This window comes from Pseudomonas sp. nanlin1, assembly GCF_045571515.1.
Classification (GTDB): domain Bacteria; phylum Pseudomonadota; class Gammaproteobacteria; order Pseudomonadales; family Pseudomonadaceae; genus Aquipseudomonas.
This window is the reverse complement of sequence record NZ_CP124218.1, coordinates 2959814-2978367: the sequence shown is the minus strand read 5'-3', so window position 1 is coordinate 2978367 and position 18554 is coordinate 2959814. Positions and strand designations below refer to the sequence as shown.

Annotated in this window: 20 protein-coding genes; 2 read left to right on the top strand and 18 right to left on the bottom strand. The window is 60.5% G+C overall.

Annotation, left to right across the window (positions count from 1 at the left end; all coding sequences use genetic code 11):
* Positions 1–5: 5 nt before the first annotated feature.
* The 11 genes from QCL65_RS13840 to epsC all read right to left on the bottom strand — a co-directional run bounded on the left by QCL65_RS13840 (position 6) and on the right by epsC (position 10613).
* Entirely contained in the window at positions 6–2702 is a 2697-nt protein-coding gene (locus QCL65_RS13840) for a glycoside hydrolase family 3 C-terminal domain-containing protein (protein WP_407316849.1), read from the bottom strand.
* Positions 2703–2763: 61 nt separating this feature from the next.
* Positions 2764–3012: a hypothetical protein gene (locus QCL65_RS13835; protein WP_407309505.1), complete on the bottom strand. Its 249-nt coding sequence runs from the start codon at positions 3010–3012 to the stop codon at positions 2764–2766.
* A gap of 521 nt (positions 3013–3533) precedes the next feature.
* Positions 3534–4211 carry a DUF1989 domain-containing protein gene (locus QCL65_RS13830; protein WP_407309503.1) on the bottom strand — a complete coding sequence of 226 codons (678 nt, stop codon included), beginning with the start codon at positions 4209–4211 and terminating at the stop codon, positions 3534–3536.
* 19 nt (positions 4212–4230) lie between these two features.
* Entirely contained in the window at positions 4231–4893 is a 663-nt protein-coding gene (locus tag QCL65_RS13825; RefSeq protein ID WP_407309501.1) for an amino acid ABC transporter permease, read from the bottom strand.
* A complete protein-coding gene (locus tag QCL65_RS13820; RefSeq protein ID WP_407309499.1) occupies positions 4893–5552 on the bottom strand; it encodes an amino acid ABC transporter permease in 660 nt (219 codons plus the stop codon). Before QCL65_RS13820 ends, QCL65_RS13825 begins: the two co-directional genes overlap by 1 nt.
* Before the next feature lie 3 nt (positions 5553–5555).
* A complete protein-coding gene (locus QCL65_RS13815; protein WP_407309497.1) occupies positions 5556–6200 on the bottom strand; it encodes an urea carboxylase-associated family protein in 645 nt (214 codons plus the stop codon).
* Between the two features lie 10 nt (positions 6201–6210).
* Positions 6211–6828 carry a DUF1989 domain-containing protein gene (locus QCL65_RS13810; protein WP_407309495.1) on the bottom strand — a complete coding sequence of 206 codons (618 nt, stop codon included), beginning with the start codon at positions 6826–6828 and terminating at the stop codon, positions 6211–6213.
* An 8-nt stretch (positions 6829–6836) separates the two neighbouring features.
* Positions 6837–7688 (bottom strand): transporter substrate-binding domain-containing protein, encoded by an 852-nt coding sequence (locus QCL65_RS13805; protein ID WP_407309493.1) that lies wholly within the window; start codon positions 7686–7688, stop codon positions 6837–6839.
* Between the two features lie 234 nt (positions 7689–7922).
* On the bottom strand, positions 7923–8801 hold the full coding sequence (locus tag QCL65_RS13800; protein ID WP_407309491.1) for a MurR/RpiR family transcriptional regulator: 879 nt from the start codon (positions 8799–8801) through the stop codon (positions 7923–7925).
* Between the two features lie 146 nt (positions 8802–8947).
* Positions 8948–9835, bottom strand: a complete 888-nt coding sequence (locus QCL65_RS13795) for a VOC family protein (RefSeq protein WP_407309489.1) — start codon at positions 9833–9835, stop codon at positions 8948–8950.
* A 13-nt stretch (positions 9836–9848) separates the two neighbouring features.
* Positions 9849–10613, bottom strand: coding sequence for a serine O-acetyltransferase EpsC (gene epsC, locus QCL65_RS13790; protein ID WP_407309487.1), 765 nt, complete (start codon positions 10611–10613; stop codon positions 9849–9851).
* Between the two features lie 234 nt (positions 10614–10847).
* Here epsC and QCL65_RS13785 point away from each other — a divergent pair, with 234 nt between their 5' ends.
* Positions 10848–11582 carry an SDR family oxidoreductase gene (locus QCL65_RS13785; protein WP_407309485.1) on the top strand — a complete coding sequence of 245 codons (735 nt, stop codon included), beginning with the start codon at positions 10848–10850 and terminating at the stop codon, positions 11580–11582.
* Between the two features lie 119 nt (positions 11583–11701).
* Entirely contained in the window at positions 11702–12160 is a 459-nt protein-coding gene (locus tag QCL65_RS13780) for a YbaK/EbsC family protein (protein WP_407309483.1), read from the top strand.
* Positions 12161–12167: 7 nt separating this feature from the next.
* Here the strand turns inward: QCL65_RS13780 and QCL65_RS13775 are convergent, their stop codons facing one another.
* The 7 genes from QCL65_RS13775 to QCL65_RS13745 all read right to left on the bottom strand — a co-directional run bounded on the left by QCL65_RS13775 (position 12168) and on the right by QCL65_RS13745 (position 18544).
* Complete coding sequence (locus QCL65_RS13775; protein WP_407309481.1) at positions 12168–12869, bottom strand: amino acid ABC transporter permease; 702 nt, start codon at positions 12867–12869, stop codon at positions 12168–12170.
* Positions 12869–13546: an amino acid ABC transporter permease gene (locus tag QCL65_RS13770; protein ID WP_407309479.1), complete on the bottom strand. Its 678-nt coding sequence runs from the start codon at positions 13544–13546 to the stop codon at positions 12869–12871. The genes QCL65_RS13775 and QCL65_RS13770 overlap by 1 nt, the downstream gene beginning before the upstream one ends.
* Positions 13546–14292: an amino acid ABC transporter ATP-binding protein gene (locus QCL65_RS13765; RefSeq protein ID WP_407309477.1), complete on the bottom strand. Its 747-nt coding sequence runs from the start codon at positions 14290–14292 to the stop codon at positions 13546–13548. Before QCL65_RS13765 ends, QCL65_RS13770 begins: the two co-directional genes overlap by 1 nt.
* Positions 14289–15131 (bottom strand): transporter substrate-binding domain-containing protein, encoded by an 843-nt coding sequence (locus tag QCL65_RS13760; protein WP_407309475.1) that lies wholly within the window; start codon positions 15129–15131, stop codon positions 14289–14291. Before QCL65_RS13760 ends, QCL65_RS13765 begins: the two co-directional genes overlap by 4 nt.
* Positions 15128–16612, bottom strand: coding sequence for a dihydropyrimidinase (hydA, locus tag QCL65_RS13755; RefSeq protein ID WP_407309473.1), 1485 nt, complete (start codon positions 16610–16612; stop codon positions 15128–15130). Before hydA ends, QCL65_RS13760 begins: the two co-directional genes overlap by 4 nt.
* A 21-nt stretch (positions 16613–16633) precedes the next feature.
* Positions 16634–17413, bottom strand: a complete 780-nt coding sequence (locus QCL65_RS13750; RefSeq protein ID WP_407316847.1) for an SDR family oxidoreductase — start codon at positions 17411–17413, stop codon at positions 16634–16636.
* A gap of 207 nt (positions 17414–17620) precedes the next feature.
* Positions 17621–18544 (bottom strand): LysR substrate-binding domain-containing protein, encoded by a 924-nt coding sequence (locus tag QCL65_RS13745; protein ID WP_407309471.1) that lies wholly within the window; start codon positions 18542–18544, stop codon positions 17621–17623.
* Positions 18545–18554 lie beyond the last annotated feature (10 nt).

Genomic DNA, 18554 nt, shown 5'->3' with positions numbered 1-18554 from the left:
TTGGGTCAATAAGCCTGCGCGGGCTGGACCTGAACGGCCTTGCGCAGTGGCAGAGGCAGGGGGTTGGAGTCACGCGTGGTCAACTGCTCAGCATAAAGCGCCTGCACTGTGCGGTTGAGGGAGAGGTTTTCCGAGTCGGTACCCACCAGGACCTTGAACTTGCCAGGGTCCACATTCCAGCTCACAGAGTCCGGAGAGTAATAGGCGAACGAGCGCGAATCCAAGGCAATGCTGACGGTCTTGCTCTCGCCTGGCTTCAGGTAAACCTTGGAGAAGCCCTTCAGCTCTTTCTCCGGGCGCTCGACCTGAGCTTTCGACGGTTGCACGTACAGCTGCGCCACTTCAAAGCCTGCCTGGTTCCCCGTGTTGGTCACCGTGAAGGTGGCGTTGATCGTGGCGCCAGGGGTGAGGACATTGCTCGACAGCTTGAGGTCACTGTACTGGTAAGTGGTGTACGACAGACCATAGCCGAATGGATACAGCGGCTTCGCATGCTTTTTATCATAGCCGCGGTAGCCCATGAACAGCCCTTCGCTATAGGTCATTTCAGTAGGCGGGTTAGGGCTGCTGAAGTAGTACGCCACCGGGTCTGAGAAGTTAGCAAAGCTCGGGTTGTCCTCGGCCTTTTTATCCAGGGTGATGGGTAGCTTGCCCGACGGGTTGACTTTGCCGAAGAGAATCTCCGCCAGCGCCTGGCCGCCTTGTTGCCCCGGGAACCACGCATGGAGCGACGCGGCCACCTTGTTTGCCCATGGCTGCATGTCCATGCCACCACCGCCATGAAGCACGACGATGGTTTTCGGGTTGGCCCGCTGCACATGGCTGATCAGTTCGGACTGGAACTGCGGCAGTTCGAATGGGTGATCCAGCGACTCACCTTCATATTCGAAGTTGCTCCCTGCTGCTACGACCACCGCGTCATAGTCACCAAGATTGGCCGGTGGACGCAGCGAGGCCCAACTCATCTGCACGCCATTGAGGCCGCCCAGGATGGGAATGTAGTTACCCTGCAGGCGGCGGTATTCCAAGCGCACGCTGTACTCTTTACCCGCCGTCAGATTGACCGTCTTGGCCGTGCGCGGGATCACCGGAATCAGGTCGAACGAGACTTGCCGGTCGTCATCCTGGATCACCAGCTCATCGTTGAGCCACAGTTTGTAGGCGCCATCGGCCCGCACTTTGAGCACGTGGGGCCCAGAGATGGTGGGTTTGATTTTGCTGGTGAAACGCGCGGAAAACGCACCGGGGGTGGGGCTGTAGCCAGAAACTGCAGTGGTACCGCTGTCGGTAACGTTGCTGCTGGTGGTCCAGCTCAAGTTAACGCCCGGCTCTACGCGAGTGGCAACCGGATCGCCCGAGAGCGAGCTATTGGCATAATACTCGGCCTTTACCCCAGCGTTACTGATCGCGTCCTTACCTTTGCCAGTGCTGGGCTGATACCACACCGAGGCTTTCGGGTTGAGGCTCATGGCGGCGATGTATTCGACGTTCGCGGCACTCGACGCGAGTTGTTTCAGGCCGCTGAGCTCACTGACATAGCTTTCCGGGGTGGAATAAGCCGTACCGAAGGGCGATGTGGGTGGCTGCAAAGCGAGGTCACCGATGACGGCAATCTTCGCCGTCTTGGCCAATGGCAACAGCGGCTGCTGGCCGTTAACCGGTTCGTTGCGCAGCAGGACGATGGATTCCCTAGCGACGTTCAGCGCTGCCAATTGCCCATATTCACGGTGCACCAGCGGCTGGGCCTTGTTGATGCCCTTATCGAAGCCATAGCTGACCAGGGCCCTGAGGTTGCGCCGCACTTTGTCGTCGATCACGCTTTGATGCAGTTGGCCATTCCAGACGTAGGGCAGCAGCTTGGCCTCGGTAAACTGCAAGCCGCTCGGCATGTCGATGTCGGTCCCCGCCCAAGCGCCTTTGAAGGCGTCCTGAATCGAGTTGAAATCGCTCATTACGTTGCCTTGGAAGCCCCACTGACCTTTGAGAATGTCAGTGATCAAATGATGGTTTTCGCAGGCGTACTCACCGTTGATTTTGTTGTAGCCGCACATGACCGAGGCGACATTGGCGTTTTTAACCATCGATTCGAACGCCGGCAGATACAGCTCTTGCATCACGCGCTCGTCAATCTTCACGTCGAGGTAGTGCCGGTTCGCTTCCTGCTCGTTCATCAGGTAGTGCTTGGCTGCCGCCTGCACGCCCTGAATTTGAATGCCGTTGGTGACGGCTGGCGCCAGCACCGCGCCGAGGAACGGGTCTTCACCGCTCATGTATTCGGCCGAGCGGCCATTGAACGGGGTGCGATACAGGTTGACCGCCGGCGAAAGCATCTGCTGACCGCCCGCGATTCTCGTTTCATAACCGATCGCCAGGCCAAACTCTTTGGCTCGGTTGATGCTCCACGTGGCCGCGAGGGCCGAAGGGGAGGGGTATTGCGCGCCGAACGTCTTACCGCCCACCAGCACACCCATCGCCGAATCGTAGGCGACGGTGCCTTGCAGGCCCTGTGCGTCCAGCTTGGGGATCATGCGCCCGTCATTGACGCGGGTGAAATTGATTTTTTCCGACTGACTCATGTTGTCGAGCATGGCGCCGACGCGTGCCTCGACTTCGTCGCCCGTCATTGGGGTCACGGCAAGCGCGCTACTGGCTTGCGCCACGCTGAGCGCGAGCAGGCTCAAGCGTAAGCCTTGTTTGATCATGGACATGCAACCACTCCTGGAATTATTCGATGGCTGAAACTGTGTGCTGGCCTTGCAGGGCTCACTTTTTCTCACTGCCAGACGGGGCGTCTGCGGTGTCCACAGGCGCGTCTAGAACCGTCTGCGCGCCCGCAGTTCCTTGGGTTTTCACGGTATTGGCGCCCGTGAGGTGCTCACGCTGGGCATCGACTTCAACGCGCACGTCGCTCGAGGTCGACGCGGATGAATGATGAGCATCGGCGGCTGAGGCGGATAAAACGGTAAAGCTCAGCAACAAAGTGGCAGCAAGAGGCAACAAGCTTCTAGCCATCGGGAATTACTCCAAATAGAAGGGGGGGTAGGGCATTGAGGTCACGCGGGCCAGTAGGACTTAGCGGCGGGTGGCGAGCGTTAAGGCCGTATATTGAGTGAAAAAGTTTCAATAAAGCAAAAGGCGGGGGAGAAAAACGCTTTTAAATGGCACTTATATCGAAATCGTGATCGCTGGAAATCTGTTTCTATGGGTGATATGTGGCTCAAAATTCGTATATTTAGCTTTCCAGAAGCTAGTCTATTATCAAACAAGCAATATTAAGCCTTTTTAAGAAAACCTAACAAGCGTTCTGTTTTTAGGTATTGCCTTATGGGGGATAGACCAAGTAGGGTGAGAGAAATGAGGGTCGAGCACTCAGCTGAAACCAATAATAGTTACCTGTAAGTGGGAGCATATCGAATGCCCTATCACGGGCTACTGCGCAGCCGTTCGAGGACAAGCCCCCTCGTACAATCAGTGAGACATTTAAATCAGTTATATCGCCGACTGTAGGAGGGGGTCTCGCCCCCGAGCCCTTATTACCCGGCCGCTACCGAGCCCGGTACCCACGGGCCTTTAACGTGCACCGTCGGGAACGCGTCATCGCTAATCTGCAGGTGCGCGTCTCTGGGGGTGTTGTCGCCCTGGCCCTGAATATTCACGATGTCCTGTGGGCAGGCGGAGAACGCGACGAAGCAGTCCATCTCAGCACGCAACGTGATGTAGTCCCCAGGGCGGGTAACCGTCGGTAATGTGGCCAAGGTGATGTTGTCCGGCTGTACGCGAATGTTCATGAAAATATTGAACGAGGCCAGATTGCGCCGTGGCGGCGTGACGCCCAGTTCCAGCATGCCCTCGAAGAGGTTATCGCTGCAGTTACGGTGGTAGTGGGTGCAGCCGAGTAGCTCATAACGGCGACGGTCGCAGGCTGCCATAAAGGTGTCGTGCACACCCGGCGAGGTATCTTCGACCAACGTCAGAATGGGGTGGCGAGCACTGGTGACGAAGCTGTCACCCACCACCGGGTTGAGGTGCTGCGTCCAAACACGCGTGGCTTCCATGCACATGAACTCTTCAAGGTCATAGGCATTCCAGGCCCAGCAATCGACCACTTGGGTGCCGTGGGTGTTAATCACACGGACAGCTTGCCCGGCTTTCAAGCGTACGGCCTTGCCATGGCCAGCAGGAATGGTCAGGGTAGTAGGTATCAAGGACATAGCGAACTCCAATTCAGGTTCAGGTTTTGGCCAGACGATGGCGGTGCAGACGGCGCTCCAGGGCACCGGCGGCGGTATCCAGCGACCAGGTAATCAGCCAATAGGCGAGGGCGACGACCAGGTAAATTTCCAGTGGGGCATAACTGCTGGAGATGGCTTGCTTGGCGGCGTACATGAACTCTTCCACGGCGACCACCGAGAGCAGCGCGGTGTCTTTGATCAGGCCTATGAGCAAACCTATCGAGGGCGGCAGTGCCACGGGCAGCGCTTGCTTGAGCAGCACGTGGCGCAGGGTTTGCCAAGGGCGCAGGCCCAACGCGGCACTGGCTTCGTACTGGCCGCGGGCAATTGCGCCAAACGCGCTACGCAGCACTTCGCCCATGTAGGGCCCGTAATACAGAGTCAGTGCGGTGACCCCAACCACGGGCGAACTGAGGGTGATGCCATATTCCGGCAAGATAAAAAACAGCAGGTAGATCAGCACCAGCAGCGGTAGGCCCAGCACGAAATCGATGTAAGTGCGCAGCGCTGCACGCAGCCACAGTTGCCCTTGCAACAATCCCCACGCCAGGAGGGCGCCAAAAATCAGCGCGCAGCAGGCCCCGATCAGGCTTAGGCGCAGCGTTACTAAAAGACCTGCCGCCAGGTCCGGCGCATTATCTACAACGGCTGACCAGTCCATTAGTGGCTCCTGGCGCGGTTGAAGCGAGCTTCCAGGCGCCGCGCGAGTTTGAGGGTCGGCCAGCACACCAGCAGGTAGCCGGCGGTAACGATCGCCAGCACCGGGGTGGCTTCGTAGGTGCGTGCAATCACCAACTGCCCGGCATAGGTCAGCTCGGTCACCGCCACGACCGACGCCAAGGGTGTGGTCTTGAGCACCAGGGTGAACTCATTGACCAACGCCGGTAGGCTGGCGCGCAGCGCTTGTGGCGCCGAGACGTACCACCAGCCCTGCCAGGCCGACAACCCCAGCGCTTGGCAGGCTTCGGTCTGGCCATAAGGCAGGCTGCGGTAGTGGGCACGAAGAATTTCCGCGACATACGCCGCGCTATTCAGCCCTATCGCCAGCACCGCGGCCAACAACGGCCTACCGCCCAGCCCGATGAGGGGCAAAGAGAAAAACACGATAAACAACTGAACGATGGACGGTATGCCGCGCATCAGACTCACGTACAGATGACCGAGCCCCCGCCACAGCGGCGTCGAGCGCCCCCTGAGCCACCAAATCACATGGCCCATGGCAAAGCTGGTCAAGCCGGCGAGCACAGTCAGCTGCAGCGTGACCCAGAGACCGTGCGCCAGATCGGGTAGGGCGCTGAGCAGCGGCGAGTAGGCACTCATGGGTCAGGCCGTGAATGCGCTGAGGTCTTCGGCCACCGCCAACTCAACGGCACCGGGCTGATCGTTACCGGCAATCCCGGTGCAGCAAGTTGCAACCACGAACAGGGTGTCCAGCACCACCCGACAGATCACCGAGTCGCCGGCTTTCACCTGGGTCGGCATCGGCTTGAGCGTTCCTTGCTGATCGAGCTGTACGTGCATGAACAGGTTGATCGGGTCGGGTAGTTTCGGTTGCTGGCGGCCGAGCCGCTGTAGCTCAGCCGCCAGCGCTTCCACGCAGCCGGTTTGCCCCGGGTAGCCGTTGGCCGCCAGGAAGGCGCTGGTAGAGGCGGGCATTAACAAGTCGTGCTGGCCGACGCTGTCCTTGCCCAATACCATCACCGGGCGTCGACGGTTATTGACCATACGCATGCCTGCGCCTAGCACATATGAGTTGCTGAACACCCGGGTGTGGTGCACCGACAAGTGCACGCTGGGCTCAGCTTCGCTGAACCCGAACAGGCTGGCTACCGCACCATCCTGCAGCGCGGTAATTCGCAGCAGTTGGCCGCGTTTGACCAGGATCGAGCCGGCGCTGGCGGCCGGCACTTGTACCGACTGCGGCGGCAATGGCGCGCGAGTTTCGATGGCGTCTTTCATGATCAGCATGGGAAAGTCCTTAGGCGAGCGCCGGTTCGTCGTTGGAAATGACAATGTCGATAGGTGTCACCAGCAAGCCATTACCAGGAATGATGTCCTGCGGACAGGACGACACGGCGCAGACCAGATCCTTCAAGGCGCGAAAGATAATTCTGTCGCCCGCCTGACTGGTTGGGTCGGTGACTTGCATGCGGCAATCGGCTGTCACCGGCCCGTTCTGAAACAGATTGAATGGCTCGGGCACGTTCACCGGCAGCACACCGTAGTGGCCGAGGCCTTCGTGCAGGTTGTCCAGGCAGTTGCGATGGCCATCGACCCCGAAATCGACGCTGAAACGGGTGCAGTCGCACGCCGGCACGTTGGCGTCATGCACGCCAACGGTGTCATGCAGCACCTGCAACAGGGGCTCGTCGGCGTTTGAATAGAGGCTGTCGCCGACGGTGAAAAACAGCGAGCTCAAGCGACGGCGGGTGTGGGTCGGCGACAGGTATTGCTCGGGCTGACCGTCGACAATGGCGACGAAATCCGCCGCCTGCTGCCCCTCACGGTCGATCACCGTGATGAATTGGCCGCTGCGGACCGCAAACGTGCGGCCATGCCCGGCGGGCACGTGGACGTGGGTAACGGGTGAAGACATGGGGGTTCTCACTTGGCAGGGATAAAGTCAGTGGAAGGCAGCTCGAAGGTCACACCCAGGTACTGCTGTTGCAGCTTCTGCAGCTCGCCTGAATTCTTCATGGCAATGATCTGGTCGCTGATGACCTTGTTGAGGCGCACGTCATCTTTGCGGGTGGCCCAGCTGATCCACTGGCTGTCACCTAGTTCGCCCACCTGACGCACGTTATCCGGGTGCTGCTGGCGCAGGCTGCCGAGCACGGTGATGTCATCGAGGATGAAATCCGCCCGTTTGGTCATCAGGGCAGACAAGGTTTGATCGACACTGTCAACGCCGACGATCTTGATCGGTGCCAGCCCCTTGGCTTTGAGCTCGCCGTTGAACTGCTTGACCAGTTGCTCCGGGGCCGACGTGGTCTTGACCGCTGCACTCAAGCCCGAAAGGCTTTCGACTTTCAGGCTAGCGGGGTCCAGCCGCGTATCGTTGGCCCGGGTCATGACCGCGTTGACGCTTTTGCCGAACGGCGCCACGAATAGCACCTTGCTTGCGCGTTCGGCGGTCACATTCAAGGACGAGCCTTCGGCATCGACCGAGCCTGAAATCAACGCCGGGATAATGCCGCTGAAGGCCATCTTCTGGTATTCGACTTTCACTCCAAGGGTTTTAGCCACTTCAGCCATGATCGCTGGGGTATAGCCGGTGATCGCGCCGCTGGCGTCGGTGTATTCGTAGGGCGCGAAGGTCGGGTCGATCGCCACGACCAGCGTGCCCCGGGCTTTCACATCGTCGAGGGTGTCAGCCGAGGACACAGGCGCATACAAAGCGGCGCCGAGGGTCATTACAGCCAGAACGAGCGGAATGCCGGGAAAGGTTTTTTTCATGATGGCGCCCTTGGGTTCGGTATGAAGACCCAAGGGGTATCGCAGTTTCTGTGCCAGTGCCGTGAGCGTGCGGGAAAGAAATCGGCAGGCCTCTAGAAACAAGGGTTTCAATTGGCAATATACAGAAACCTATGTTCCATGCCCCCTCTAGCCATACACTCGCCATGACCCACGGCGCCCTGCGCTGGTGCGCATAGGGGCGCTTATGGTGCTTTTCCGCCGTTTGCCCGGTGGTTACTCGAGCTCGCCCAGTTGCTGATGCAGCACCTCGGCGTCGGCCAGGTGCGTCGACTTTTCGCTGGCCAGCTCACGGCCCACCAACGAACACAACAGGTTGGTGATGCCGGCAACGCTCGAGTTGCTGTCGAACATCAAGGTCCCCTCGGTGTGGCAACGAATCACCCAACGTGCCAGTTTCGCCGGCTTGCCGGCCAATACGTCGGAGATATATAGAATCTGCACGCCGAGGGCCTGCATGGCGGCCATGCCACGTTCGAGCTGGGGTAAGCGACGGCGCAAGCCAATGCAGATCGCCACGTCGCGCTCGTCCAGCCCGGCAAGGTATTCGGCGAGGGAGTCGCCGGGTACGGGCAGCAGCAGGATATCGCTGCGCACTTGAATGAGATTACTGCGAAACATCACCGCCACGGTCTGGCTATGGCGATAACCGATCAACACCACCCGCCGAGCGTGGGCTATCGCCTGGGCCATCTGAAACAGATCGGCCTGGGACAATGACTCGTAGGTTTTCACCAGGTTGCTGATTTCCTGACTCAAGTGGTGCTGAATCAGCGCCTGAGGATCGCGCTCTTCGTCGCCCATATGCTGTAAATACAAGGGCGATCCACCGCTGCTGGCTTTACGGGCATCGCGGCGCGCCTTCTCGTACGAGTCGTAGCCCAGCGCGCGGAAAAAACGGGTGGTGGTGGCTTTGGACACCCCCGCACTGGTCGCCAGCTCGGTGGCAGTCTGCATTGCCAAATGGCCGGGGGAGGCGAGGATCACGTCCGACAGCTTCTGCTCTACCGCTGACATCTGTTCATAACGGCTACGGATACGGCTTTCCAACGAAGCGGTCGGCTCGGCGGTTCGGGGGGTCACCTTGGCTGACATTAACGTTCCTAGACTGGCGGGTTTAAAGCTCCAGTCTATAGCACATAGTCAGCTAAGAGCTCGGGGCTGAGGCCCCTCCTACGCACGCATACACACAGACACACCACCGGGTAGGAGGGGGCTCGCCCCCGATCTCTTAACAGGTCTCAAGCCTGGCAAAACTCAAGTATCACGTTCCCTGCCGCCTGCGGCTCCACCAAGATCCGCCCTGATACTTCACGATGGGGCACGGCATTGCGCGCAAGGATCGAGCGCAGTTCACTGAAGCGGTGGGTGCGCAGGCGCAGCGCAATTGCGTGGGGCCGTTGCTCAACAAAGCGGGGCAACTCGATACCGGGAAACTCCAATGCAGCCGTCGCCCCATCAATGGCGCGCAACACGCCGCAGCCTGTATCGGCCTCCAGCACCGTGCCTTGGTAGGTCACCGCATCGCCATAAATCGCGCGCCAGCGTGGCTCAAGCTCGGCCGGGTCGGCCAGGTAGGTAATGGCTAAAATCCCGTCCGCGCCATTGGGGTGCTGCTGCCACCCCGGCACCCAGATGAGCTCAGGGCGGTGCTGATGGCAGATAAAATTCGAGGCATCACCAAGCTTGGGGTCGATAAACAGCGCCAGGGACACCACGGCTTCATCCGGGCGGCCATCGGGCAGGGTCATGGCCCGGCGAAAATCGATCCGGCCCTGGCTTTCCAGGCCCGCTTGGACTAGCCGGGCGTGGTCGGCATCGGCGTCCTGGCTGTGCAGCGCGACCAATGAAACACCTTCTTCGCCCCGCTCAAGAAACGCCCCCAACTGGCGCCCGAAGCAAAACCCGTTGACCGCGTTAGTACCGAACTTGGTGGGGTCGTCCACGCCAATCAGCTCGATGAAATTGCTCGGGAACATCATCAGCGACGTGACCGTTCCCCACGGGTGGTAACTGATCGGAGAGGGCGCAAAGCCCATCTGGCGGTACTGCTGCAACGCCTTGGCGTGATCGCGCACGGTCACCAGCGGGTGATCGATGCCCTGGGCAAACTGAGCGACGGCTGCCATGGTGTGCCTCCTGTTAGAGTGTGGATTTTGCCGTAAAGGTCGCCAGCGATGCCGGCGCGTCGCCGACGACTTTCGCCGGCGTACCAGCCACCACCGTTGCCGCCGCCACCGGTTTGAGCACCACCGAATTTGCCGCGACGATGGCGTTAGCGCCCACCTCGATATTGCCCAGCACGGTCGCCCCAGCGCAAATCAGTGCACCGCGGCGAATTTTTGGATGCCGGTCGCCGGCTTCGTTGAGGGTGCTGCCCAGCGTAACCCCGTGCCAGAGGCTCACCTGGTCCTCGACCACCGCGGTCTCACCGATCACCAAGCCAATGCCGTGGTCGACGAACAGCGCAGCCCCCAAGCGCGCTGCCGGATGAATATCGATGCTCCAAGTGTTGGCTGCCCAGTTCTGCAGCAGCACAGCGCTTTGCACGTCGCCCTCCGTCCACAGCGCGTGGGCCAGCCGATAAGCCTGAACCGCCTGGATTCCGCGAAACGTCAAAAACGCTGTGAGGTGGTCTGGGCACGCAGGGTTAACGGTTTCCAGGTAGTTGATATCCGCAGCGGCTGCGCTAGCGATGCCCGGGTGGGCATCGATAATGGACTTGAACCAGCCCTCTAACGCCACCTGGCTGGCTTGGCCTTGCAATTGACGGGCAAGGTTGGCCGCCAGTGCCGCCTCGAACGAGGCATACGCCAACAGATGACTCGTCGCGTACTCGCGCAATACCGGGTTGCGCTCGCTCAACTGCTGAGCTTGCTGGCGCAGGTGCTGCCAAAGAGGGCCCATATGCATCTCCTGTTGCGGATGGGCCGAGTATGGTCACCCCCGTTACGCTACGGCAATAACCGAGGCTTGGGATGTTTGTTGCTTTTAGCGCAACGCTGACGCCGGGCCCCAGCGCCATGGCATGCCTCGGGGGCGGCTACGATTCGGCATAAATAGGCAACGGATGTGCAGGTTTTGGCACACGTTGGCGGGGCGAGTGCTCTTAACCTCGTGTCACCAACCAGGGAGTTAGACATGTTGAAAATCGAAGATAAAGTCGTCCTCATCACCGGCGCCAGCAGCGGCATCGGTGAAGCCGCTGCCAGGCTGATCGCCGCCAGAGGGGCCCATGTGGTGCTGGGCGCGCGCCGTATTGGCCGCCTGCACCAGCTGGTCGCCGAGATCCGTGCGCAAGGCGGCTCGGCCAGCGCCTGCGCCCTGGACGTAACCGATTACCCCGCCATGCAGGCCTTCGTGGCCTTTGCCAAGGCGCAGCATGGCAAAATCGACGTGATCATTAACAACGCCGGCGTCATGCCGCTGTCGCCCCTGGCAGCGCTGAAAGTCGAGGAGTGGAACCAGATGCTCGACGTCAACGTTCGTGGCGTACTGCACGGCATCGCCGCGGTACTGCCCGGCATGCAGGCGCAAGGCTATGGCCAGATCATCAATATCTCGTCCATCGGTGGCCTCGCCGTGTCCCCGACCGCGGCCGTGTACTGCGCCACTAAATTCGCGGTGCGGGCAATCTCGGACGGCCTACGCCAGGAGCACGACAATATCCGCGTGACCGTGGTTTGCCCAGGCGTGGTGGAGTCGGAACTGGCCGACTCAATTTCCGACGAAACCGCCCGCACAGCCATGCAGGCATTTCGCAGCGTCGCACTTGGGGCGCACGCTATTGCCCGGGCGTTGGCTTATGCGATTGAACAGCCGGATGATGTGGACGTGAGCGAGATTGTGGTGCGGCCTACGGCCAGTCCCTATTGAGAGCAAGGGGGGAAATGATCAGTGGCCTGCTTCACAAAACACTGCAACAGTGGGCTGTTTCGCCCTATGGGTCGGTGGTGTATTTTGCGCCAGAACCTATTCTTGAGGGACATCTGAACATGAGTCTGCAGTCAGTTAAAGCTTTTCTCGCCCAACATGCCCCGGATATTGCAGTAGTCGAGCTTGAGTCCAGTACGGCCACCGTCGCGCTGGCAGCTCAAGCGCTGGCCGTTGAACCTGGGCAGATCGCCAAAAGCCTGTCGCTGCGGGTCAATGACGAAGTGATCGTGTTGGTGGTTCGGGGAGATGCTCGCTTGGACAACCGTAAGTACAAACAGCAGTTCGGGGTGAAGGCCCGGATGCTGGACGCTACTGAGGTTGAGGCGCAGACGGGCCATCCGGTGGGTGGCGTTTGCCCATTTGGTTTGGTTGAGCCGCTGCGGGTGTTTTGCGATCAATCGTTGAAGGACTTCGCAGTGGTGTTTCCGGCCGGTGGGGCGGTCAATGCGGCGGTGCGCATTGAGCCCGAGCGGTTGGCAAGCTTGGTGAAGGCTCAGTGGGTGGACGTTATCCAGTAGCGCGAGCTCACGCAGGCTTTTGCCGCACTCGCCGCCGCGCCTGCCCCAAGTGGCGCCGCTCGATGTGGCTGAGCAGGCGCACCAGCGGCCACAACAGCAGCAGGTACATAAGGGCGGCAAGTACGACGGGCGACGGGTTGTAGATCATCGACTGAGCATCACGCGCGGCCTTGAGCAATTCAGGCAGCGCCACGACGCTGGCCAGGGTTGTCATCTTCACCACCTCGATGCTATTGCCCAATAGGTCCGGTAGCACATTGCGCGTGGCCTGGGGGATGGTCACGTAGCATAGCGCCTGCCAGGCGCCCAGGCCCGTGGAGCGCGCAGCCTCATCTTGCCCCTTAGGCACGCTGGAAAGGCCTGCGCGAAATACTTCGGCGTAGTAGCTGGAGGTATTGAGGGTAAAGCCCAGGGCAACGGCGGCCAGTTTGGGCATGTCCCAGCCAAAGAACGGCGTCGCGAAATAAATGAAAATCAGCAGTACCAATGGCGGAAAAGCGCGGAAGAAATCCACGTGAATCGCCACCAACACCCTCGGCCAGCGCGGCCGACTGCGGGTCGCTACGATCGCAAGCGCCAAGCCAGTCAAGAGGCCGAGGGGGATCACCAGCAACGACAACCACACGGTGCTCCACAGCCCATTCAACAGATAGGGAAATACCTGCCCATAGACCTGAAGATTAAAGAAATTCTCGCGCAGCGCTTCCATTACAGCCTCCACGCCAGGCGAGTTTCCAGCCAGCGGCTGAACAGCACCACTGGGATGAATATTGCCAAGTAGGCCAGTGCGCCTAGCACCAGGGGAGTGGGGTTGCCGGCGTTGCTGCTGGCCGATTGCGCATTGTTGAGGATTTCGCTCAGCGCCACGACAGAACCCAGTGCGGTGTTTTTAGCGACGCCTATGACTCTATTGGTCAAGCTCGGCAGAGCCAGACGCCAAGCCTGGGGTAGTACCACCGCGTACATGCACTGCCACCACGACAAACCGCTGGCCCGCGCCGCTTCCCGCTGCCCTGGGGGGACCGCGCAAATAGCCGCCCATAGGCTTTCTTCGGCATAGGCGGCGAGCACGAGGGTGAGGGCCAGCCAGGTAGCGGTGAACGCGGACATGGCCAAGTCGACATAGGGGAAGGCGAAGAACAGCATGATAATCAGGATCAGCGGCGGCAGGGCACGCAGCATATCGGCGAAGATCACGATGGGAATGTTCAGTAGCCGCCAGCCCAATGAGCGTATCAATGCCAGTAGCAAACCCAGTCCCAGGCCGCTGAGGGCTATCAGCACGCTCAACTCCAGGGTCAGGAGCATGCCGGCGACGATGTCCGGCCAGTAGCGTGCGGCAATGGCGCCGTTGGCGAAAGTGAACAGCAGGCTGTCGATGTCCATCACTGGCTTACTCCACTGAGAAACGCCTGGGTGCGTGGATGCTGCGGAGCACCAAATACGTCTTCTGGCGCACCCTGCTCGACGATCACACCCCCGTCCATAAACACCACGCGGTCGGCCACCGCGCGCGCGAAGGCCATTTCGTGCGTGACCACCAGCATGGTCATGCCGGTTTCGCGCAGCTCGCGCATAACCTGCAAGACACTGCCGACCAGCTCTGGGTCGAGTGCGCTGGTGGGCTCGTCGAACAGCACGATTTTAGGCTGCAAAGCGATCGCCCGAGCGATGCCGACGCGCTGCTGCTGGCCGCCAGACAACGCCGTGGGCCACGCCTTAGCCTTGCTTTCCAGGCCCACCCGGGTCAGCGCCGCCAGAGCCCGCTGGTTAGCTTCGGCGCGTGACAGACCTTGCACCTTGCGCAACGCCAGGCTGACATTACCCAGCACATCCAGATGCGGGTAAAGATTGAACTGCTGGAACACCATGCCGATTTTCTGGCGAATGCGGTTGAGGTTGGCGGAAAGTTGGGTGAGGTCGTCACCATCCACTATCACCTGACCACCGCTGGGTTGTTCGAGTAGGTTGCAGCAGCGCAACATGCTGCTCTTGCCCGAACCCGACGGGCCAATCACGCATACCAGTTCGCCGGGGCGCACGCGCAGGTCAATACCCTTGAGCACTGCAAGATCACCGTAGTGCTTGTGCAGGCCCACCAACTCGAGGATCGGGTAGCGGTTGCTGCTCATACCCGGCAATCCAGCGTGACTGGCGTATCGCGATAGCCCGGCATGCCAGGCACCCCGTAGCCGGGGCTGACTTTCACCGCGGCGGACTCTGCGCCTGGAGTGAAACCAAACCACTTCTGCGCCAACTTGGCCAAGGTGCCATTTTGTTTAAGACATTTGACCGCGCGTGACACGGCTTCACGCCCATCCTCGTCGTTGTGACGGAACGCCAGGGCCCACACGGCACCTGTTTTGATGGTGTAGCTGGTTTGCAGCAGTGGGTTGCGCTTGGCCGCATAACCGGCCACGGTGTTGCCAGACAGGTTGGTGTCAGCGCGTCCCGACAGTACGGCCTGTATGGCATCGGCAGTGGTGCCGTAGACATCGAAGTTAAAAGCGTATTTTTCAGCGTTGGCGCGTGCCCAGCCCTCGTAGTTCGAGCCTTTATTGACGCTCACCTTCATGCCTTTGAGCGCGTCCAGGGTAGTGAGCGGCGCAGCGCCTTTCTTCTGCACGAAGGTGTAATCGGTATCCAGGTAGGCTTCGGAAAACAGCAGCGCCTGGCTACGCTCCTCCGTGACCGTAACCGGGGCCAGGATAAAATCGTACCGCTTGGCGTTCAGCCCCGGAATCAGCCCGGAAAATTCTGCGGCTTCAATGTTGAGGGTGCGGCCCATTTGCTGCGCTACGGCATTGCCCATGTCGATATTGAAGCCTTGCAGGCCTCCGTCCAGGTTTGGCATCGCGTGGGGTGCGAAGGTCGCGTCCACGGCGGTACGCAAGGGCGCCTCTGCGGCCACCACGGGAGACGTGAGCCAAGCGCTGACGAACAGTACCGCCATAGTCGATAGAGTCTTCATTGGGCATCCTTTTGCGAGGCTTGGGAATGTTCGAACAAGGTCCGAACAAAGTTGTCAGGCGGGCGCAGCGCACGGGCCTTGAGAACAGGCTCCGGCACCCCGCAGCGTAGGTATTGTCCCGAGCCACGGCCAACCTGCAGGGTTTGATCCTGCACCACTATGCGGCCACGGCTGATGACCACCTCCGGCCAACCTTTGATACGACGGCCTTCGTAAGGGGTATAGCCGACGTTGTCATGGAGCATGCTGTGGCTGATCAGCACCTCGCGCTCAGCGTTCCAGATCGCGATGTCGGCATCGCTGCCTATGGCGATAGTGCCCTTGCGCGGTAGCAAGCCATACATGCGGGCATGGTTGGTGGCGGTCAGGGCCACGAATTCGTTGATGGTGAGGCGGCCGGTCTGCACACCCTCGCTAAACAGCAGGGGCATGCGTACTTCAAGCCCTGGCAAGCCATTGGCTATCTGCTTGAAGGTGGTCTTTTCGCCGTTGGGCAGCTTGCCGGAGTCGTCATAGCGGTACGGCGCGTGATCCGAGGAGAACAACTTGAGTGTCCCGTCCAGCAAGCCTTGCCATACCGCCTGTTGGCTCGCGGCATCGCGCGGTGGTGGGCTACAGCAGAACTTGGCGCCTTCGACGCCCGGTAGGTCAAGGTCATCGGCCTTAAGAAACAGGTACTGGGGGCAGGTCTCTGCATGGATATGCGCGCCCAGGCGCTGGGCTGTGCCGATGGTCGCAATCGCCTCGGCCTGGGACACATGCACGATCAACATCGGCGTATCCAATAAGCGCGCCAGTGTGATCGCCCGGTTTGTGGCTTCAGCCTCGGCCAGCGGCGCATGGGCGACGGCATGGTATTTGGGCGCGGTGTAGCCCTGGGCTTGCAGGTGACGCACCAGCCAATCGATGATTTCGTTGTTTTCCGCATGCACCATCACCAGCGCGCCCTCGCGATCCGCCACGGCCAGCACATCAAGGATCTGATCGTCACCCAGCTTCAGCGCCTTGTAGGTCATAAACACCTTGAAGGAGGTGATGCCGTCACGGATCAGTGTGGGCAAATGGTCGGTCAGCGCTGGTTCAGTCGGGTCGGTCAAAATCAGGTGAAACGCGTAGTCGACTACCGCTTTTTCCGCCGCTCGGCGCGCGTAATCGGCCACTACGTCGGGTAAAAGCTGACCACGGTGCTGAGCGGCGAAAGGGATAATGGTGGTCGTTCCACCAAAGGCTGCAGACACGGTGGCGCTGTAGAAGTCATCGGCACACATCACGCCCATGCCGGATAGCTGCTCGACATGGCAGTGGCTGTCGATTCCCCCGGGCAATACCCAGCGCCCGGCTGCGTCGATATCGTGCGCCGCAGGCGCCAGGCCTTGTTGCAGAGCGACGATACGCCCGTCGCGGATACCAATGTCAGCTTCGTACGTTTCACTCGCCGTGGCGATGCGTCCATTGCGGACAGTCAGGTCGAACTCACTCATCGAAGGCGCTCCATGGAAGGCTCAGAACGTGCCGGGGAAGGAACCGCCGTCCAACAACCAGTTCTGCCCGGTAATGAAACCCGCGTGCTGGCTGCACAGGAAGGCGCAGGCGGCGCCGAACTCGGCAGGGTCGCCGAAGCGCCCCGCGGGGTTGCTGCGGCGTCGCGCGTCGAGCACCTCGTCGACGCTTTTACCGCTGGCCTTGGCAGCTGCGGCAGCGGTGGTGCGCAAACGATCCGTGTCGAACGGCCCGGGCAGCAGGTTGTTGATGGTGACGTTATGGGCGACGGTCTTGCGAGCCAGCCCCGCAACGAAACCGCACAGGCCCGAACGCGCGCCGTTGGAAAGCCCCAGCACATCGATAGGCGCCTTGACTGCCGCTGAGGTGATGTTGACGATACGGCCGAAGCCGCGCGCCTGCATGCCGTCGACCGTCGCCTTTATCAGCTCGATGGGGGTCAGCATGTTGGCGTCGAGCGCCGCGATCCAGTCCTCGCGCTGCCAGTCGCGGAAGTCCCCAGGCGGTGGCCCTCCGGCATTGGTCACCAGAATGTCCGGGGCAGGGCAAGCAGCAAGCGCCGCGGCCCGTCCCTGGGCCGTGGTGATATCACAGACCACCGTAGTGACCTGCACGCCTGTTGCGGCGGCGATGGCTTCGGCGGTGGCCAGCAGTGCCTCTGCGCCCCGCGCCAGAAGGGTCACCGTCACGCCTTCACTTGCCAGAGCCATGGCGCAGGCCCTGCCTAGCCCCTTGCTCGATGCGCACACCAGTGCGGTTTTTCCAGTGAGGCCCAGATCCATGTTCAGTTCCTTATTCAATGGGTTGGCGGCCACCGACGTCGAGCGGCGACCAAAGCGAGCGCAAGGGGTAGGGCAGAGGCAACGAACACCGCCGAAGCCTTTGCGCGCCATGAGGGAGGACCTGCGTCGCTGAGCTGATGGCTGCATTCTTGCGTTGCCGGTAGCGCGCTGTCGTATGCTTTTTCATAGCAAAGCCATAACAACGGATTAAGCCTCTGAGGCCGCACTCAGCATGTTGTAGCCATGGTCGAACAATACTTTTTTCATCGCTTTGACCAGCTCATGGGCCAGTTGCGACATCGGCTCGTACTTGCTGTGCACTAGGCTGGCGACCAGTTCCGGCGAGCCTTCGACAGGCCTCACCACGAATGCGCCCTGGCCCCAACTACGGGCCGAGAACTCGTCGACCAGGGCTACCCCCGCACCGCTTTGCACCAGCGCGCAGGCGTTTTGCGGCGAGCCGACTTCGATAGCCACGGTCATCGGCTCGTCGGCGGCCTCGTACATGGCGCTGACGATCGTGCCGAACGGTGTGGCGCGGTCGTAGCTAATCAGCGGTGAGCCGCGCAAGTCTTTGAGATGCAGCGTCGAGCGCCGCGACAGCGGATGGTTGTAGGGTACGACGCAGACCATGCGCCCCTTGCAGAGCCCGGTAACCTCCAGATTAGGGTGTTCCATGGGCATGATCACCACCCCCAAATCGGCATGCTGATCGAGCACCGCGTCGCGTAAAGGCCCGTGGCTCATGTAGCTGAACGTGCATTTGGCCTGTGGCTGGAGCAAACGAAAAGCGGCGATCGCTTGTGGGATGAGCATTTGACCAATGCTCGGCGAGGCAATGATATGTACGGAGCCTTCAGCGCGTTCGGCCAATTCATGGGCAAGGGTATTGACGCGTTGCACCCCTAGGTACACTTGCTCGACTTCTCGAAACAACTTTTTGGCTTCGGGAGTAGGGTACAAGCGCCCCTTGACCCGTTCGAACAGGCCAAACCCCAAGCGGCTTTCGGTATAGGACAGCAGGCGGCTGACCGCGGGCTGCGAGACCAGCAATAAACGCGAAGCACCGGTAATGGAGCCGGTGGTCATCACCGCGCGAAAGACTTCGATTTGACGCAAGTTCAACGACATGGTCCTTCCT

Coding starts and splice junctions, on each gene's coding strand:
- QCL65_RS13840 (WP_407316849.1), bottom strand. CDS start 2,702: ATGATCAAACAAGGCTTACGCTTGAGCCTGCTCGCGCTCAGCGTGGCG.
- QCL65_RS13835 (WP_407309505.1), bottom strand. CDS start 3,012: ATGGCTAGAAGCTTGTTGCCTCTTGCTGCCACTTTGTTGCTGAGCTTT.
- QCL65_RS13830 (WP_407309503.1), bottom strand. CDS start 4,211: ATGTCCTTGATACCTACTACCCTGACCATTCCTGCTGGCCATGGCAAG.
- QCL65_RS13825 (WP_407309501.1), bottom strand. CDS start 4,893: ATGGACTGGTCAGCCGTTGTAGATAATGCGCCGGACCTGGCGGCAGGT.
- QCL65_RS13820 (WP_407309499.1), bottom strand. CDS start 5,552: ATGAGTGCCTACTCGCCGCTGCTCAGCGCCCTACCCGATCTGGCGCAC.
- QCL65_RS13815 (WP_407309497.1), bottom strand. CDS start 6,200: ATGCTGATCATGAAAGACGCCATCGAAACTCGCGCGCCATTGCCGCCG.
- QCL65_RS13810 (WP_407309495.1), bottom strand. CDS start 6,828: ATGTCTTCACCCGTTACCCACGTCCACGTGCCCGCCGGGCATGGCCGC.
- QCL65_RS13805 (WP_407309493.1), bottom strand. CDS start 7,688: ATGAAAAAAACCTTTCCCGGCATTCCGCTCGTTCTGGCTGTAATGACC.
- QCL65_RS13800 (WP_407309491.1), bottom strand. CDS start 8,801: ATGTCAGCCAAGGTGACCCCCCGAACCGCCGAGCCGACCGCTTCGTTG.
- QCL65_RS13795 (WP_407309489.1), bottom strand. CDS start 9,835: ATGGCAGCCGTCGCTCAGTTTGCCCAGGGCATCGATCACCCGCTGGTG.
- epsC (WP_407309487.1), bottom strand. CDS start 10,613: ATGGGCCCTCTTTGGCAGCACCTGCGCCAGCAAGCTCAGCAGTTGAGC.
- QCL65_RS13785 (WP_407309485.1), top strand. CDS start 10,848: ATGTTGAAAATCGAAGATAAAGTCGTCCTCATCACCGGCGCCAGCAGC.
- QCL65_RS13780 (WP_407309483.1), top strand. CDS start 11,702: ATGAGTCTGCAGTCAGTTAAAGCTTTTCTCGCCCAACATGCCCCGGAT.
- QCL65_RS13775 (WP_407309481.1), bottom strand. CDS start 12,869: ATGGAAGCGCTGCGCGAGAATTTCTTTAATCTTCAGGTCTATGGGCAG.
- QCL65_RS13770 (WP_407309479.1), bottom strand. CDS start 13,546: ATGGACATCGACAGCCTGCTGTTCACTTTCGCCAACGGCGCCATTGCC.
- QCL65_RS13765 (WP_407309477.1), bottom strand. CDS start 14,292: ATGAGCAGCAACCGCTACCCGATCCTCGAGTTGGTGGGCCTGCACAAG.
- QCL65_RS13760 (WP_407309475.1), bottom strand. CDS start 15,131: ATGAAGACTCTATCGACTATGGCGGTACTGTTCGTCAGCGCTTGGCTC.
- hydA (WP_407309473.1), bottom strand. CDS start 16,612: ATGAGTGAGTTCGACCTGACTGTCCGCAATGGACGCATCGCCACGGCG.
- QCL65_RS13750 (WP_407316847.1), bottom strand. CDS start 17,413: ATGGATCTGGGCCTCACTGGAAAAACCGCACTGGTGTGCGCATCGAGC.
- QCL65_RS13745 (WP_407309471.1), bottom strand. CDS start 18,544: ATGTCGTTGAACTTGCGTCAAATCGAAGTCTTTCGCGCGGTGATGACC.